This window comes from Pseudomonas sp. MIL9 (assembly GCF_016887925.1).
Taxonomy (GTDB): domain Bacteria; phylum Pseudomonadota; class Gammaproteobacteria; order Pseudomonadales; family Pseudomonadaceae; genus Aquipseudomonas; species Aquipseudomonas mohnii.
In genome coordinates this window covers 85,216-101,694 of sequence record NZ_JAFEHE010000023.1, presented here as the reverse complement: position 1 = coordinate 101,694, position 16,479 = coordinate 85,216, and the positions used below count along the sequence as shown (strand labels likewise).

The window sequence follows — 16,479 nt, the reverse complement described above, 5'->3', positions numbered from 1 at the left end:
TCGATGAGATATTTACTTACCGCCACTGCCCGCCACGCTTTCACCGCCACGGGTCAGGTAATAGGCACCGAGGATGGGCAGCATGGTCACTATCATCACCAGCATCGCGACGACGTTGGTCACCGGTACGTCCCGAGGGCGGCTGAGCTGGTTGAGCAGCCACAGCGGCAGGGTGCGTTCATGGCCGGCGGTGAAGGTGGTGACGATGATTTCGTCGAACGACAGCGCGAAGGCGAGCATGCCGCCGGCCAGCAACGCCGAGCCGAGGTTCGGCAGGACGATGTAGCGGAAGGTCTGCCAGCCGTCGGCACCGAGGTCCATCGAGGCCTCGATCAAGCTGTGCGAGGTGCGACGCAAGCGGGCGATGACGTTGTTGTAGACGATCACCACACAGAAGGTCGCGTGACCAACGATGATGGTGAACATCCCCGGCTCGATGCCCAGCGTCTTGAAGGTCGCCAGCAGCGCGATACCGGTGATGATCCCGGGCAGGGCGATCGGCAGGATCAGCATCAGCGAGATGCCTTGCTTGCCGAAGAAATCCCGGCGGTACAGTGCCGCCGAGGCCAGCGTGCCGAGGACCATGGCGATCAGCGTGGCAATCGAGGCGATCTGCAGCGACAGCTTGATGGCCTCCAGTACGTCAGGGCGTGAGAACGCCACGCCTATCCACTTCAGGGTGAAACCCTTGGGCGGAAAGCTGAACGCCGCGTCTTCGGTGTTGAAGGCGTATAGGAAGATGATCAGGATCGGGAAGTGCAAGAACACCAACCCGCCCCAGGCCGCGATTTTCAGCCCTATTGAAGCCTTTTCAGAGTGCATCGAAGGCCCCCAGACGTTTGACGATGGACAGGTAAATGGCGATCAGCACGATCGGCACCAGGGTGAAGGCCGCCGCCATCGGCATGTTGCCGATCGCGCCTTGTTGCGCGTACACCATGCTGCCGACGAAGTAACCCGGCGGGCCGACCAGTTGCGGCACGATGAAGTCACCGAGGGTCAGCGAGAAGGTGAAGATGGAGCCGGCGGCGATGCCCGGAATCGACAGCGGCAGAATCACTTGCATGAACGTCTGGCGCGGCTTGGCGCCGAGGTCGGCGGACGCTTGCAGCAGCGACGGCGGCAGGCGTTCCAGCGACGCCTGGATCGGCAGGATCATGAACGGCAGCCAGATATAGACGAACACCATGAAGCGCCCCAGGTGCGAGGTCGACAAGGTGCTGCCGCCCACGCCGGGAATGCCCAGCACGAACTGCAGAACCGGTTCCAGGCCCAGGTGCTGCACGAACCACTGCGCCACGCCGCCCTTGGCCAGCAGCAACGTCCAGGCATAGGCCTTGACGATGTAGCTGGCCCACATCGGCATCATCACCGCGATGTAGAAAAACGCCTTGGTCTTGCCGGTGGTGTAGCGCGCCATGTAGTAGGCGATCGGAAACGCAACGATGGCGCTGGCGATCGACACCACGATGGCCATGCTCAGGGTGCGCAGGATGATGTCGAAGTTCGATGGCTGGAACAGCGCGGCGAAGTTCGCCAGGGTCAGTTCCGGCGTGACCGCCATGGTGAAGTCATCGAAGGTGTAGAAACCCTGCCACAGCAAGGTCAGCAACGAGCCCAGGTAGATCGCGCCGAACCACAGCAGCGGCGGCACCAGCAGCAGCGACAGGTACAGGTTCGGCCGGCGATACAGCAGGTTGGAAAACCTGCGCAACGGCGAGCCGCCCGACGGGGTTTGAGAGAGGGCCAAGGTGTTCATGTCACACCCCGCCTGCAACGGTGTCGAACAGCGGGACCATGGCTTCGCGTGCCCAGCGTGCGCTGATGCGTTGCCCGGTCTGGTGCTGGGCGCTGACGTCCAGCCACTGATTGTTGGCCTGGCTGATGTTCAGGGTCTGGCCGTTTTCCAGCTTCAGTTCATAGCGGGTGGCGCTGCCCTGGTACTGGATGTCGTGCAGCAAGCCGCTGACTTCGATCTCGTGTGCGGCCAGCGGCCCTTCGGCGAAACGCACGTGTTCCGGGCGAATCGAAAACGGTTGTGGATTGCCGCTCAACTGTTTCGCCAGGTCGCCGCGAATCACGTTGGAGGTGCCGACGAATTCGGCGACGAAAGTGGTCGCCGGTTTCATGTAGAGATTGCGCGGGCTGTCGACTTGTTCGATGCGACCCTTGTTGAACACAGCGACGCGATCGGACATGGACAGCGCTTCGGTCTGGTCGTGGGTGACGAAGATGAAGGTGATGCCGAGCTGGCGTTGCAGTTTCTTCAGTTCGCCTTGCATTTGCTCGCGCAGCTTGAGGTCCAGCGCGCCGAGGGGTTCGTCCAGCAGCAGCACGCGCGGACGGTTGACCAGGGCGCGGGCCAGGGCCACGCGCTGGCGCTGGCCACCGGAGAGCTGCACCGGTTTGCGCTCGCCATAGCCGCCGAGGGCGACCATGTCGAGGGCTTCTTCGGCGCGTTTGAGGCGTTCGGCCTTGCCGACGCCTTTGACCTTCAAGCCGTAGGCGACGTTGTCGCGAACGTTCATGTGCGGGAACAGCGCGTAATCCTGGAACACGGTGTTCACGTCACGCTGGTACGGCGGGAGCCCGGCGGCTTCCTCGCCATGAATCCGGATAGAGCCCGCGCTCGGTTGTTCGAAACCGGCGATCAGGCGCAGACAGGTGGTTTTGCCCGAGCCGGAAGGCCCCAGCATGGAGAAAAACTCGCCGTCCTGGATGTCGATGGAAACCCGGTCAACGGCTTTCACTTCGCCGAACTGACGGGAAACGTTGGTGAACTGGACTGCAAGCGTCATGGTGCGGTGCTCCAAAAAGGCGCGGGCCGTCGCAGCGGCCCTGCCTGGACTTCTGAAAAATCTGAATCTTTTATCTGCAAGCCGAATGCGGTAGTGGCAACGGCGATGATCAAGTGTGGGAGCGAGCCTGCTCGCGATGGCGGTGTTTCAGGCAACAGCGATGTTGACTGTACCGGCCTCATCGCGAGCAGGCTCGCTCCCACAGGGTGGTGTGTGTCAGCGGCCGCCCATGATCGCGATGTAGTCCTGGGTCCAGCGGCTGTACGGCACGAATTTGCCGCCTTCAGCCTGCGGGGTTTTCCAGAAGTCGATCTTGTCGAACTGGTCGAAACCGTTGGTTTTGCAGCCTTCGGCGCCGAGCAGTTCGCTCTCCTTGCACGCCGCAGGCACTGCTGGCAGCGAACCGAACCATGCCGCCACGTCACCCTGTACTTTCGGTTGCAGCGACCAGTCCATCCACTTGTAGGCGCAGTTCGGGTGTTTGGCCTCGGTATGCATCATGGTGGTGTCGGCCCAACCGGTGGCGCCTTCTTTAGGGATAGTCGAAGCGATCGGTTGTTTCTCGTTCACCAGACCGTTGACCTGATACGGCCAGGCACCGGACGCGACCACGCCTTCGTTTTTGAAGTCGCTCATTTGTACGGTGGTGTCGTGCCAGTAGCGGTGGATCAGCGGCTGCTGGGCGCGCAACAGATCGAGCACCGCCTTGTATTGCGCTTCGGTCAGTTCGTAGGGGTTCTGGATGCCCAGTTCCGGTTGGGCGCTTTTCAGGTACAGCGCCGCGTCGGCGATGTAGATCGGGCCGTCATAGGCCTGCACGCGGCCCTTGTTCGGTTTGCCGTCCGGCAGATTTTGCGCATTGAACAACACGCCCCAGCTGTCAGGCGCGGTCTTGAACACGTTGGTGTTGTACATCAGTACGTTCGGACCCCACTGATACGGGGTGCCGTAGGTCTGCTTGTTGACCACGTACCACGGCGCATCTTTCAGGCGCGGGTCGATGTTCTTCCAGTTCGGGATCAACGAGGTGTTGATCGGCTGAACACGCTTGCCGACGATCAGGCGCAGCGAGGCATCGCCGGACGCGGTGACCAGGTCGTAACCACCCTTGGCCATCAGGCTGACCATCTCGTCGGAGGTCGCGGCGGTCTTCACGTTGACCTTGCAGCCGGTTTCCTTCTCGAAACCCGTCACCCAGTCGTAGGCTTTGTCGCTTTCGCCACGTTCGATGTAGCCAGGCCAGGCCACGATATCCAATTGGCCTTCGCCGGCCCCGACAGCTTTCAGCGGCTCTGCGGCCTGGACACTGGCACTGGCCAGCAGCGCGGTGGTGATTGCACTGAGCAGTGCGGTCTTGTGCACGAACATGGGAAATCCCTCTTTTTCAAATTATGGTCGGGGCAGTTGGTTCGGTAATGCGTACTGCTAATTGTTGTTGTTAGCGTAGCTGCAAGTTTCAAGCGTCAAGCCGCAAGAAAACGCAGGCCTGCACCTGAGGTGCAGCGTGTGGCTCAAAACTCCCGGCCATGCCGGGCCATGATGTGCCGCACCACGCTGTAGTCCTGGAGCGAATCGCTGGACAGGTCCTTGCCGTAGCCGGAGCGCTTCAGGCCACCATGGGGCATCTCGCTGACCAGCATGAAATGGCTGTTGATCCAGGTGCAGCCGTACTGCAATCGCGCGGCGACCTGCATCGCCTTGTCGAGGTTCTGGGTCCAGACCGACGACGCCAGGCCGTATTCCGAATCGTTGGCCCAATCCACCGCTTGCTCCAGCTCATCGAAGCGGGTCACGGTGACCACCGGCCCGAACACTTCGCGCTGAACGATTTCGTCGCCCTGTTTGCAACCGGACAGCAGGGTCGGCTGGTAATAGAAGCCGGCGCCGGAATGCACGGCGGCACCGGTCACCCGTTCGATGTGCGGTTGACTGAGGGCGCGTTCGACGAAACTGGCCACGCGGTCGCGTTGGCGAGTGCTGATCAGCGGGCCGAGTTCGTTGTCGGCATCGCGTTTGCCGGCAAAGCGCAGGCTGCTGACCGCCGCGCCGAGTTCGGCCACCAAGCGATCGTGAATCCCCTTCTGCGCGTAAATCCGGCAGGCGGCGGTGCAGTCCTGGCCTGCGTTGTAGTAGCCGTAGGCGCGCACACCGTCGACCACCGCCTGAATGTCGGCATCGTTGCAGACGATCACCGGCGCCTTGCCACCGAGTTCGAGGTGGGTACGCTTGAGGGTTTTTGCCGCGGCCTGGAGGATTTTTTGCCCGGTGACGATATCGCCGGTCAGCGACACCATGCGCACTTTCGGGTGGCTGACCAAATGGCTGCCAACGCCTTCACCGCCACCGCAGATGATGTTGATCACGCCGCGCGGCAGAATCTCGGCCAGCGCAGGCGCCAGGGCCAGGATCGACAGCGGCGTGTGTTCGGACGGTTTGAACACCAGCGTGTTGCCGGCGGCCAGGGCCGGGGCGATTTTCCAGGCGGCCATCATGATCGGGTAGTTCCACGGCGCAATGGACGCCACGACCCCGATGGGATCGCGCCGTACCATGCTGGTGTAGCCCGGCAGGTATTCGCCGCTGAGTTGTCCGGTCTGGCAGCGCACGGCACCGGCGAAGAAACGGAACACGTCCACCGTCGCGCTCAAGTCATCCTGGCGGGCCAGGTGCAACGGCTTGCCGCAGTTCAGGGATTCGAGGCGGGCGAGCAGGTCGGCGTTTTTTTCAATGGCGTTGGCGATGTCCAGCAACAGGTTCGAGCGCTGCTGCGGAGTGGTCCGCGACCAACTGGCGAAGGCGCGGTGGGCGGCGAGGATGGCGGCTTCGACTTGTTCGGTGCTGGCTTCGGCGATCTGCGTCAGGACTTCGCCTGTGGCCGGGTTGAGAATCGGCTCGACAACGCCCTGGCCCGCGACCAATTCGCCATCGATCAACAAGGCGGTAAACAACGGGGTCTGCGCGCCAGCCATTTTTCGGATTCTCTTTTCTTGTGTGGCCATGCTGCTCCCTGTGACTGGGGCCGGCCGTCTTATAGATGAAGCAAGACTAGTGCGCGGACCCGAGGTCGACAAATACTAAATACTGAAGGTGGCGTTCGATTAAATAGATGGCTTGCGTCCACCGTGGGGTTGCTCGCGGGCGACGGTCAGGAACGGGTCCACCAGCGCCGGGCGCGCCGTACCCCGTCGCCACGCCAGGCCGACGTCGAGGGTCTGGCTGAGGTCGGCAATCGGCCGCGCTTCGATGATGTCGCCTTCCAGCGACCACGGGCGGTAGGTCATGTCAGGCTGAATGGATACGCCCAGGCCCGCGGCCACCAGGCTTCGCACGGCTTCGGTCGAGGCGCTGCGCAAGGTGATGCGCGGTTGCAGCGAGGCGGCCGACCACATGCGTTGGGCATTGCGGTCCATTTCATCGACGTTCAGTTGAATCAACGGCTCGCGTGCGACATCGGCCAGGTTAATGCTGTCGTGTTCCAGCAGCGGGTGCTGGGCCGGTAGCCAGAGCCGATGGGGCGAATGGGTCAGCACCTCGGTTTGCAGGGCGTGGCGGTCTTCGAGGTTGGACAGAATCAGTACGCCGACATCGATCTCGCCGCTGACCAGCAAATGTTCGATGTACGGGCGCTCGTCTTCCATCACGCGGATTTCGACGTTGGGGTAGGCGCGCTGGAAGCGGGTGAGCAAGTCCGCCAGGTAATAGCCGGCCACCAGGCTGGTCACCCCGATGATCAACTGCCCGGCGACCTGGTCGGTGCTTTGTTGCAGGCTGCGTTTGGCGTTGTCCACAGTGGCCAGGATCAGGTGTGCCTGGCGCAGGAATTGATGGCCCTGGTGGGTCAGGGTCATGCCTTTGGCGTGACGGCTGAACAGGCTGACGCCGATTTCCTCCTCCAACTGCTGGATGGCCAGGGTCAGGGTGGACTGGGAAATGAAGGCGGCTTGTGCGGCGGCGGAGATCGAGCCGGTCTCGGCCACGGCGATGAAATGGCGGATCTGACGCAAGGTCATCATGGGAAACGTACCCGGTGAGCGGTTTTTATCGATTTGTCCGAGTGTATATCTAAAAAACCGAAACTGGCTGCATGCTTCAAGCGGTCAGTGGAAGCAGCAGAGCAACATCTGGAAGCACTCTGCCTGGCAGTCGTCGGGCACTTTCGAACTAGGCTGGGGCCTCAAATCCGGTTACACCTTTTATGGAGGCGGAAAATGAATACCCGTGGATTGCTCGATCAGCTACTCAAATCTGGCCAGGACTTGTTGCAGAACAAGGGGGGCGGCGCGCAGAACAAGGCTTCCGGTGGCTTGGGCGGGCTGCTTTCGGGCGCTGGCGGCGGTGCGCTGGCCGCAGGCGCCATGGGGTTGCTGCTGGGTAGCAAGAAAGCCCGCAAAGTCGGAGGCAAGGTGGCGGTGTACGGTGGTCTCGCGGCGCTGGGGGTACTGGCTTACAAGGCATATGGCAACTGGCAGGCGGGGCAGGGCACGGCACCGAAGCGTGAGCCGCAAACCCTCGACCGTTTACCGACGGCGCAAGTCGAGCAACACAGCCAGGCGATTCTCACGGCCCTGGTGGCGGCGGCCAAGGCCGACGGTCATATCGACGAGCGCGAACGCGAGTTGATCGAAGGTGAGTTCACCCGGCTGGATAACGATCAGGCGCTTGCGCACTGGTTGCACGCCGAACTCAACAAACCCCTGGACCCGGCCGATGTCGCCCGCGCCGCCAGCACCCCGGAAATGGCCGCCGAGATGTACATCGCCAGTGTGATGCTGGTGGATGAGGAGAGCTTCATGGAGAAGTCCTATCTCGATGAACTGGCGCGACAGCTCAAGCTTGAGCCGGGGTTGAAGGTGGAATTGGAGAAACAGGTTCGTCAGGCTTCGATCTAGACCTTCCACAAGTATTCGCTGGCAAGCCAGCGCCTGCAGAATTGACGCGGTTGGGGGCAGTTGAGGTTTTCCCCGGACCTGTAGGCGCGGGCATGCTGGCGAAGCCCATTCGGCAACGACGACTTCACTCATGGCCGAATCACGGCCTCTTTCTTCCGAAACGCCACTGGTCAGTTTCCTGAGCAATGGCGGAAAGTCCCGGTCCAGAGCGAGTCCTGCCTTTTATGGCGAGATGTGAGGTGGTGCACAAGCGTCTTATAAATGAAACACCGCCCTCGGCTATACTCCCCCAGCATTTGAAAATGGCCCCTGAGGACTGATTGTGAAGAACTGGACGTTGCGCCAACGCATTTTGGCGAGTTTTGCGGTAATTATCGCCATCATGCTGTTGATGGTCGTCACCTCTTATTCACGATTGCTGAAAATCGAGGAAAGCGAAGCCAGCGTGCGTGATGACGCTTTGCCCGGGGTCTATTTCAGCTCGATGATTCGCAGCGCCTGGGTCGACACCTACCTTCAGACACAGGAAATGCTCGGACTGAAAGAAGGGCAGGGCGTCAGCGCCGAAGATGCCGCCGATTTCAAGGTTTTCGAGACGCGCCTGCAGGAGCAGCTAGCCAACTATCGCGGCACCGTCACCACGGAGGAAGACAAAATTGAATTTGCGGCCTTTGAGCAAAGGCACGAAGAGTTCAACCGAATCCATGCCGCCGTCCTCGATTTGCACAAGCGCAACCAGGAAGCTGAAGCCATCAAGTTGTTCAACGAGCAACTGACCCCGGCCTGGACGGCAGGCCGCATGAAGCTCAATGACATCATCAGCGAAAACAAGGCGGTGGCGGACAAGGACATGGCGGCCATCGATGACGCGGTGGTCACGGCAAAAATCAGCATGGGCCTCTCTCTGCTGGTCGCCATACTGGCGGCCGGCCTCTGCGGTCTGCTGTTGATGCGCGCGATCATGGCGCCGATGAACCGCATCGTCAGTATCCTTGAAGTGATGCGCACCGGTGACCTCAGCAATCGCCTGAACCTGGAGCGCAAGGACGAATTCGGCGCGGTGGAAACCGGCTTCAACGACATGATGAGCGAACTGACCTCGCTGGTGTCCCAGGCCCAGCGCTCGTCGGTGCAGGTCACCACGTCAGTCACCGAGATCGCCGCCACGTCCAAGCAACAACAGGCCACCGCCACCGAAACCGCTGCCACCACCACCGAAATCGGCGCGACCTCCCGTGAAATCGCCGCCACGTCCCGTGACCTGGTGCGCACCATGACCGAGGTCTCCAGCGCTGCCGATCAGGCCTCGGTGGCCGCCGGTTCCGGGCAGCAGGGGCTGGCGCGCATGGAGGAAACCATGCATTCGGTGATGGGCGCGGCCGATCTGGTCAACGCCAAACTGGCGATCCTCAACGAGAAGGCCGGCAACATCAATCAGGTGGTGGTCACTATCGTCAAGGTCGCCGACCAGACCAACCTGCTGTCGCTCAACGCGGCGATCGAAGCCGAGAAGGCCGGGGAATACGGTCGCGGTTTCGCCGTGGTGGCCACCGAGGTACGGCGTCTGGCGGACCAGACCGCTGTCGCCACCTATGACATCGAGCAGATGGTGCGCGAGATTCAGTCGGCGGTATCGGCCGGTGTGATGGGCATGGACAAATTCTCCGAGGAAGTGCGCCGCGGCATGTCCGAAGTGCAGCAGGTCGGCGAGCAGCTGTCGCAAATCATCCATCAGGTTCAGGCACTGGCGCCGCGCGTGTTGATGGTCAATGAGGGCATGCAGGCCCAGGCCACCGGCGCCGAGCAGATCAACCACGCCCTGGTGCAATTGGGCGATGCCAGCAGTCAGACCGTTGAATCCCTGCGCCAGGCCAGTTTCGCCATCGACGAGCTGAGTCAGGTGGCCGTAGGGCTGCGTAGCGGCGTCTCGCGATTCAAAGTCTGATGAGCGAACTCACGGCCAAACGCACTGCCGTGAAGCAGGCGTTGCATGCGTTGTTTCTGGTATTCCGCATTGGCAGCGAGCGCTATGCCTTGCAAGCCACCGAAGTCGCGGAGGTGCTGGCGCGCCAGCCCTTGAAGCCGATTGCCCATGCGCCGCACTGGGTCGCCGGGGTTTTCGCCTATCGTGGCGCGGTGGTGCCGGTGATCGACCTGTGCGCCCTGACGTTTGGCACGCCTGCCCAGGCTCGAACCAGCACCCGGCTGGTGCTGGTTCATTACCGCGCGGATGAAGGCGCAGAGACGAAATTGCTCGGCTTGATTCTGGAGCAGGCCACCGACACCTTGCGATGCAACCCGACGGATTTTCAGCCCTACGGCCTCGACAATCGCCAGGCCCCTTACCTGGGGCCTGTGCGGGAAGATGCGCAAGGTTTGCTGCAATGGGTGCGGGTCGCCGACTTGCTGGACGATCAGGTGCGCGCGCTGCTGTTTCCGTCGCCGCCGCTGGACCTGGCGTTGCCAGAGGAGCGGCCATGAGCGGCGATCAGCGTTTTTTCGATTTCCTCAAGGAACACATCGGCCTTGACGTGACCTCCGTGGGGCCGGCCATCATCGAGCGTGCCGTGCGCCAGCGCAGCACCGCGTCCAATGCGTTGACCGCCGACGAATACTGGCGAATCCTGCAGGATTCCCGAGATGAACAGCAGGCGCTGATCGAAGCGGTGATCGTTCCTGAAACCTGGTTTTTCCGTTACCCGGAATCCTTTGCCACCCTGGCGAAACTGGCGAGCAAACGTCTGGCCGAGATCAACAATCTGCGGGCCCTGCGGATTCTCAGCCTGCCATGCTCAACCGGCGAAGAGCCGTACTCGATTGCCATGGCGCTGCTGGACGCCGGGTTCCAGCCGCACCAGTTCAAGGTCGAAGGCATGGACGTCAGCCCGCTGTCGGTGGAAAAGGCCCGGTGTGCGCTGTATGGCAAGAATTCGTTTCGCGGTCAGGATATCGCCTTCCGCGACCGGCATTTCACGGCGCAGAACGACGTTTTTCGCCTCAGTGACCGGGTGCTGGACCAGGTGCGCCTGCAGGTCGGCAACGTGCTTGATCCGGCGTTGCTCGCCAACGAGCCTCCTTACGACTTCGTGTTCTGCCGCAACCTGCTGATCTATTTCGATCAGGCAACGCAACAGCAGGTGTTCGAAGTCCTCAAACGTCTGACCCACGTCGACGGTGTGCTGTTTATCGGCCCGGCCGAAGGTAGCCTGCTGGGGCGTTTCGGCATGCGCTCCATCGGCATTCCACAGTCCTTTGCCTTCAGTCGTCACAAGGCTTTGGAACCTGAACCGGCACCGGCCTTTGTTCCGGCATCATTGCCTGCGCCATTGCCCGTGCCGCGACCGGTGCGCAACGTGGTGCCCGCCCCCATGCACAGGCGCCCGTTCGCGCCTGTCGCGCCAGCCACCCCTGTGGCAAAAAAAGCCGGCGTCGATGTGGCCACGCTGTTGGCGAACATCGCCTCGCTGGCCAACGAAGGCAAGAGTGCCGAAGCCCGTGCCGCGTGCGAAAGTTACCTGCGCAACCATGAGCCGGTGGCCCAGGTGTTTTACTGGCTCGGGTTGCTCAGCGATGTGGCGGGCAATGTCCTGGAAGCCCAGGGCTTTTATCGCAAGGCGTTGTACCTCGAACCGCAACATCCCGCCGCGTTGTTGCAGCTGGCAGCCTTGCTGCAATCCCAGGGCGACACCGTGGGGGCCAGACGATTGCAGGAGCGCGCCGCCCGCAGCGAGCGCACCGCTGACCGTGAGCGTAAACGATGATCGCCTCCGACACCTTTAGCGTCACCCATGAAGATGCCCAGGCCATCGATGATTGCTGGAACCGCATCGGTATTCATGGCGACAAGTCCTGCCCGCTGCTGAGCGAACACATTCATTGCCGCAATTGCGCCGTGTATTCGACCGCCGCCACGCGCCTGCTGGATCGTTATGCGCTGCAGCAGGATGACCGCGAACAGGTGTCCAGCGCCGTGGAGAGTGAGGTGAAAACCCGCTCGCTATTGATGTTCCGCCTCGGCGAAGAGTGGTTGGGCCTGGCCACCCGCAGTTTGGTGGAAGTCGCGCCGTTGCAAGCGATTCACTCGTTGCCGCACCAGCGCTCCGGCGCCTTGCTCGGCGTGGCGAACGTGCGCGGTGCGCTGGTGGCGTGCCTCTCGCTGGTCGAGTTGTTGGGGCTCGATGGCATCAGCAACGTCGCCTCCGGCACACGGGTCATGCCGCGCATGTTGATCATCGCCGCCCATGGCGGGCCGGTGGTGGTGCCGGTGGATGAAGTGGACGGCATTCATGCCATCGACGAGCAGATCCTCGATGCCGCCTCGCGCTCCGGCACTCAGGCCAGTGCCAAATACACTCGAGGCGTGTTGCAATTCAAAGGTCGCAGCTTGCGTTGGCTGGATGAAGAGCAGCTATTGTCCGCCGTGACCCGGAGCCTCACATGACCCCCGAGCAGATGCGCGACACCTCTTTGCTGGAACTGTTCAGCCTGGAAGCCGAGGCCCAGACCCAAGTGCTGAGTGCGGGGCTGCTGGCCCTGGAGCGCAATCCCACCCAGGCCGATCAACTCGAATCGTGCATGCGTGCGGCACACTCGCTCAAGGGGGCGGCACGTATTGTCGGCGTGGATGCAGGCGTCAGCGTTGCCCACGTCATGGAAGATTGCCTGGTCAGCGCCCAGGAAGGCCGCCTGCTGCTGCGACCCGAACACATCGACGCGTTGCTGCAAGGCACCGATTTGCTGATGCGCATCGCGACGCCGAACAATGCTCCGCTGCCGGAAGATATCGAGGCCTATGTTGCCTTGATGGGGGCCCTGCTAGATCCGGCTGCGGCTGCCGTCCCGGTCGCGGCACCCGCCGCACCGTTGATGGCGGAACTCCAGCTCGAACCGCCGCTGGCCTGGCCCGAAGAGCCGGCGCCTGTCGTCGAGCCGCTGCCCGATGCGCCGAAAAAGACCCGGCGCACCACCGAGAACGGTGAGCGGGTGCTGCGGGTCACGGCCGAACGCCTGAACAGCCTGCTCGACCTGTCGAGCAAATCCCTGGTGGAAACCCTGCGCCTCAAACCGCACCTGGCCACCATGCAGCGTCTCAAGCGCATGCAGAACAATGGCCTGCGCGCTCTGGAAAACCTCAATGTCCACCTCAAGGAGCACGCCCTGAGCCTCGAGGCCCAGGAAGCTCTCGAAGATGCACGGCGACTGTTGGCGGAGTCCCAGCAATTGCTGGTGGAAAAAAACGCCGAGCTGGATGAGTTTGTCTGGCAGGCCAGTCAACGCGCGCAGGTGTTGTACGACACCGCGCTGGCCTGTCGCATGCGTCCGTTCGCCGATGTCTTGAGCGGTCAGGTGCGGATGGTCCGCGACCTCGGTCGCAGTCTCGGAAAACAGGTGCGCCTGGAAATCGAGGGTGAGAAGACCCAGGTTGACCGCGACGTGTTGGAAAAACTCGAAGCGCCGCTGACGCACCTGCTGCGCAATGCGGTCGATCACGGTATCGAAACCCCTGAGCAACGGCTGTTGGCGGGCAAACCGGCAGAGGGCCTGATCCGGTTGCGCGCATCCCATCAGGCGGGCTTGCTGGTGCTGGAACTGAGCGATGACGGCAACGGCGTCGACCTTGAGAGGGTCCGCAGCAGCATCATCGAGCGCCAGTTATCCCCGGCGCAAACCGCTGCCCAACTCAGCGAAGAGGAACTGCTGACCTTCCTGTTCCTGCCGGGTTTCAGCCTGCGCGACACGGTCACTGAAGTCTCCGGACGCGGTGTCGGTCTGGACGCGGTGCAGCATATGGTCCGCCAGTTGCGTGGCGCAGTGGTGCTGGAGCAGACGGCGGGCGAGGGCAGTCGCTTCCATCTCGAGGTGCCGCTGACCCTGTCGGTGGTGCGCAGCCTGGTGGTGGAAGTGGGCGGCGAGGCCTATGCCTTTCCCCTGGCCCACATCGAACACATGTGCGATCTGGAGGCGGCGGACATCGTGCAGGTCGAGGGGCGTCAGCATTTTTGGTACGAGGGCCGGCATGTCGGCCTGGTGGCGGCCAGTCAGCTGTTGCAGCGTCCGGTCAATCAAGGCCACCAACCGACCCTGAAGGTGGTGGTGATCCGCGAGCGCGATACGATCTACGGCGTGGCGGTCGAGCGCTTTATCGGCGAGCGGACCCTGGTGGTGTTGCCGCTGGATGAGCGTCTGGGCAAGGTCCAGGACATTTCTGCCGGGGCTTTGCTCGACGACGGATCGGTGGTGCTGATCGTCGACGTCGAGGACATGCTGCGCTCGGTGGATAAACTGCTCAATACCGGGCGCCTGGAGCGCATTGCCCGACACGGCGACCAGGCCGTCGAGGTGGCCCGCAAGCGGATTCTGGTGGTCGACGACTCCCTGACCGTGCGTGAGCTGCAGCGCAAACTGTTGCTTAATCGGGGCTATGACGTGGCCGTGGCGGTCGACGGCATGGACGGCTGGAATGCGCTGCGTTCAGAGGATTTCGATCTGCTGATTACCGACATTGACATGCCGCGCATGGACGGCATCGAGCTGGTGACTTTGTTGCGCCGGGACAATCGATTGCAATCGCTGCCGGTGATGGTGGTGTCCTACAAGGATCGTGAAGAGGATCGTCGCCGTGGACTGGACGCTGGAGCCGACTATTATCTAGCCAAAGCCAGTTTTCATGACGACGCCCTGCTCGATGCAGTGGTTGAGCTCATAGGAGGAGCGCGGGCATGAAAATCGCCATCGTCAACGACATGCCCATGGCCGTGGAAGCGCTGCGCCGGGCGCTGGCCTTCGAGCCGGCGCACCAGGTGATCTGGGTGGCCGGCAACGGCGAGGAGGCTGTGCAAAAGGCTGCCGGGCAGACGCCGGATCTGATTTTGATGGACCTGATCATGCCGGTGATGGACGGGGTGGAAGCCACCCGCCGGATCATGGCCGAGACGCCGTGTGCCATTGTCATCGTGACCGTGGATCGCCAGCAGAACGTGCACCGGGTGTTCGAAGCCATGGGCCATGGAGCTCTGGATGTGGTCGATACTCCGGCCCTTGGTGCCGGCAACGCCCAGGAAGCGGCGGCGCCCTTGTTGCGCAAGATCATGAACATCGGCTGGCTGATCGGCGATAAACGCGCTCGGGAACGTCCGGCGCCAAGTCCGGCGCGCAGTTCTGCCTCGGCCAAGCGCCTGATCGCCATCGGCTCTTCAGCGGGCGGTCCGGCGGCGCTGGAAGTCTTGCTCAAAGGCCTGCCGAAGGATTTTCCTGCCGCCATCGTGCTGGTGCAACACGTCGACCAGGTGTTCGCCGCCGGCATGGCCGAATGGCTCGGCAGCGCCAGTGGGCTCAAGGTGCGCCTGGCCATGGAAGGCGATACGCCGCAAAGCGGCACGGTGCTGCTGGCCGGCACCAATCACCATATTCGTTTGTTGAAAAACGGCACGCTGGCTTACACCGCCGAGCCGGTCAACGAAATCTATCGGCCTTCTATCGATGTGTTTTTCGAGAGTGTGGCCAACTACTGGAACGGCGATGCGGTGGGGGTGTTGCTCACCGGCATGGGGCGTGATGGTGCACAGGGGCTTAAACTCATGCGCCAACAGGGCTACTTGACCATCGCTCAGGACCAACAAAGCAGCGCGGTGTATGGCATGCCGAAGGCGGCCGCGGCCATCGACGCCGCTGTGGAAATCCGTCCGCTGGAAAAGATAGCGCCACGATTGCTGGAGATTTTCCCCAAATGACGACTTTTCGCAGCAATCCTGGCCCAAGCAGTATTCAGGTGAACGCAGATGAATGATTTACAGCTCGACGACTTCAAGACTGACGAAAACGCCGCCATGGTGTTGTTGGTGGATGATCAGGCGATGATCGGCGAGGCGGTGCGGCGCGGGTTGTCGAATGAAGAAAACATCGACTTCCATTTCTGCGCCGACCCGCACCAGGCCGTTGCCCATGCGGTTCGCATCAAGCCGACCGTGATCCTTCAGGACCTGGTCATGCCCGGTCTGGACGGCCTGAGTCTGGTGCGCGAATACCGCAATCATCCGGCGACCAAGGACATCCCGATCATCGTCCTGTCGACCAAGGAAGACCCGTTGATCAAGAGCGCTGCGTTCGCGGCCGGGGCCAACGATTATCTGGTCAAGCTACCGGACAACATCGAGCTGGTCGCGCGCATTCGCTATCACTCGCGTTCCTACATGACCCTGTTGCAACGGGACGCGGCCTATCGTGCCCTGCGCGTCAGTCAGCAGCAGTTGCTCGACACCAACCTGGTGCTGCAACGCCTGATGAACTCCGACGGCCTGACCGGTCTGTCGAACCGTCGGCATTTCGATGAATACATCGAGCTTGAATGGCGCCGCTCCCTGCGCGAGCAGAGCCAATTGTCACTGCTGATGATCGACGTGGATTACTTCAAGACCTTCAATGACACCTTCGGCCACCTGGAAGGCGACGAGGTCTTGCGCAAGGTGGCCACGGCGATCCGCGATGCCAGTGCCCGGCCTTCGGACCTGCCGGCCCGTTACGGCGGCGAAGAATTCGCCCTGGTCCTGCCCAACACCTCACCGGGCGGTGCACGGCTGGTGGCGGAAAAACTGCGCATGACCGTGCAAGCCCTGAAGATCCCGCACATTTCCCCGAGTGAAGGCTCAAGCCTGACCATCAGCATCGGCCTGTCGACCATCACCCCGATAGCAGGCAGCAATTGCCGCGAATTGATCTCGGCAGCGGACAAGGGGCTGTATCTGGCGAAGAATAATGGGCGCAATCAGGTGGGGATCGGGTGAGCCCGGCGTTTT

The 16,479-nt window shown here is 62.1% G+C and carries 14 protein-coding genes; 8 read left to right on the top strand and 6 right to left on the bottom strand.

The annotated features are described in order from the left end of the window. Nucleotides 1-12: 12 nt before the first annotated feature. The 6 genes from JQF37_RS23260 to JQF37_RS23235 form a co-directional block, all read right to left on the bottom strand. The gene (locus JQF37_RS23260; RefSeq protein ID WP_090467391.1) at nucleotides 13-822 is read right to left on the bottom strand and encodes an ABC transporter permease; all 810 of its coding nucleotides are present in this window, start codon (nucleotides 820-822) and stop codon (nucleotides 13-15) included. Further along, complete coding sequence (locus JQF37_RS23255) at nucleotides 812-1,759, bottom strand: ABC transporter permease (RefSeq protein ID WP_130211054.1); 948 nt, start codon at nucleotides 1,757-1,759, stop codon at nucleotides 812-814. Before JQF37_RS23255 ends, JQF37_RS23260 begins: the two co-directional genes overlap by 11 nt. Nucleotide 1,760: 1 nt before the next feature. Then, entirely contained in the window at nucleotides 1,761-2,798 is a 1,038-nt protein-coding gene (locus JQF37_RS23250; protein ID WP_130211055.1) for an ABC transporter ATP-binding protein, read from the bottom strand. A 216-nt stretch (nucleotides 2,799-3,014) separates the two neighbouring features. Beyond that, nucleotides 3,015-4,166 (bottom strand): putative ABC transporter substrate-binding protein YdcS, encoded by a 1,152-nt coding sequence (ydcS, locus tag JQF37_RS23245; RefSeq protein ID WP_130211056.1) that lies wholly within the window; start codon nucleotides 4,164-4,166, stop codon nucleotides 3,015-3,017. Between the two features lie 143 nt (nucleotides 4,167-4,309). Next, a complete protein-coding gene (locus tag JQF37_RS23240; RefSeq protein WP_130211057.1) occupies nucleotides 4,310-5,797 on the bottom strand; it encodes a gamma-aminobutyraldehyde dehydrogenase in 1,488 nt (495 codons plus the stop codon). Nucleotides 5,798-5,896: 99 nt separating this feature from the next. Continuing rightward, a complete protein-coding gene (locus JQF37_RS23235) occupies nucleotides 5,897-6,811 on the bottom strand; it encodes a LysR family transcriptional regulator (protein WP_130211058.1) in 915 nt (304 codons plus the stop codon). 195 nt (nucleotides 6,812-7,006) lie between these two features. On the opposite strand from JQF37_RS23235, the gene JQF37_RS23230 reads away from it, so the two are divergent. The 8 genes from JQF37_RS23230 (at nucleotide 7,007) to JQF37_RS23195 (ending at nucleotide 16,467) form a co-directional block, all read left to right on the top strand. After that, nucleotides 7,007-7,687, top strand: a complete 681-nt coding sequence (locus tag JQF37_RS23230; RefSeq protein ID WP_130211059.1) for a tellurite resistance TerB family protein — start codon at nucleotides 7,007-7,009, stop codon at nucleotides 7,685-7,687. Nucleotides 7,688-8,009: 322 nt separating this feature from the next. After that, nucleotides 8,010-9,632 carry a methyl-accepting chemotaxis protein gene (locus JQF37_RS23225; protein ID WP_130211060.1) on the top strand — a complete coding sequence of 541 codons (1,623 nt, stop codon included), beginning with the start codon at nucleotides 8,010-8,012 and terminating at the stop codon, nucleotides 9,630-9,632. Continuing rightward, nucleotides 9,632-10,168 (top strand): chemotaxis protein CheW, encoded by a 537-nt coding sequence (locus JQF37_RS23220; RefSeq protein WP_130211061.1) that lies wholly within the window; start codon nucleotides 9,632-9,634, stop codon nucleotides 10,166-10,168. The genes JQF37_RS23225 and JQF37_RS23220 overlap by 1 nt, the downstream gene beginning before the upstream one ends. Beyond that, nucleotides 10,165-11,448: a protein-glutamate O-methyltransferase CheR gene (locus JQF37_RS23215; RefSeq protein ID WP_130211062.1), complete on the top strand. Its 1,284-nt coding sequence runs from the start codon at nucleotides 10,165-10,167 to the stop codon at nucleotides 11,446-11,448. The genes JQF37_RS23220 and JQF37_RS23215 overlap by 4 nt, the downstream gene beginning before the upstream one ends. After that, complete coding sequence (locus tag JQF37_RS23210) at nucleotides 11,445-12,128, top strand: chemotaxis protein CheW (RefSeq protein ID WP_130211063.1); 684 nt, start codon at nucleotides 11,445-11,447, stop codon at nucleotides 12,126-12,128. Before JQF37_RS23215 ends, JQF37_RS23210 begins: the two co-directional genes overlap by 4 nt. Further along, on the top strand, nucleotides 12,125-14,410 hold the full coding sequence (locus tag JQF37_RS23205) for a hybrid sensor histidine kinase/response regulator (RefSeq protein WP_130211064.1): 2,286 nt from the start codon (nucleotides 12,125-12,127) through the stop codon (nucleotides 14,408-14,410). Before JQF37_RS23210 ends, JQF37_RS23205 begins: the two co-directional genes overlap by 4 nt. After that, nucleotides 14,407-15,417, top strand: a complete 1,011-nt coding sequence (locus JQF37_RS23200; protein ID WP_130211065.1) for a chemotaxis response regulator protein-glutamate methylesterase — start codon at nucleotides 14,407-14,409, stop codon at nucleotides 15,415-15,417. The genes JQF37_RS23205 and JQF37_RS23200 overlap by 4 nt, the downstream gene beginning before the upstream one ends. Nucleotides 15,418-15,465: 48 nt before the next feature. Beyond that, entirely contained in the window at nucleotides 15,466-16,467 is a 1,002-nt protein-coding gene (locus JQF37_RS23195) for a PleD family two-component system response regulator (protein WP_204149766.1), read from the top strand. Nucleotides 16,468-16,479: the final 12 nt, after the last annotated feature.

Coding starts and splice junctions, on each gene's coding strand:
- JQF37_RS23260 (WP_090467391.1), bottom strand. CDS start 822: ATGCACTCTGAAAAGGCTTCAATAGGGCTGAAAATCGCGGCCTGGGGC.
- JQF37_RS23250 (WP_130211055.1), bottom strand. CDS start 2,798: ATGACGCTTGCAGTCCAGTTCACCAACGTTTCCCGTCAGTTCGGCGAA.
- JQF37_RS23210 (WP_130211063.1), top strand. CDS start 11,445: ATGATCGCCTCCGACACCTTTAGCGTCACCCATGAAGATGCCCAGGCC.
- JQF37_RS23235 (WP_130211058.1), bottom strand. CDS start 6,811: ATGATGACCTTGCGTCAGATCCGCCATTTCATCGCCGTGGCCGAGACC.
- JQF37_RS23220 (WP_130211061.1), top strand. CDS start 9,632: ATGAGCGAACTCACGGCCAAACGCACTGCCGTGAAGCAGGCGTTGCAT.
- JQF37_RS23215 (WP_130211062.1), top strand. CDS start 10,165: ATGAGCGGCGATCAGCGTTTTTTCGATTTCCTCAAGGAACACATCGGC.
- JQF37_RS23195 (WP_204149766.1), top strand. CDS start 15,466: ATGAATGATTTACAGCTCGACGACTTCAAGACTGACGAAAACGCCGCC.
- ydcS (WP_130211056.1), bottom strand. CDS start 4,166: ATGTTCGTGCACAAGACCGCACTGCTCAGTGCAATCACCACCGCGCTG.
- JQF37_RS23230 (WP_130211059.1), top strand. CDS start 7,007: ATGAATACCCGTGGATTGCTCGATCAGCTACTCAAATCTGGCCAGGAC.
- JQF37_RS23240 (WP_130211057.1), bottom strand. CDS start 5,797: ATGGCCACACAAGAAAAGAGAATCCGAAAAATGGCTGGCGCGCAGACC.
- JQF37_RS23200 (WP_130211065.1), top strand. CDS start 14,407: ATGAAAATCGCCATCGTCAACGACATGCCCATGGCCGTGGAAGCGCTG.
- JQF37_RS23205 (WP_130211064.1), top strand. CDS start 12,125: ATGACCCCCGAGCAGATGCGCGACACCTCTTTGCTGGAACTGTTCAGC.
- JQF37_RS23255 (WP_130211054.1), bottom strand. CDS start 1,759: ATGAACACCTTGGCCCTCTCTCAAACCCCGTCGGGCGGCTCGCCGTTG.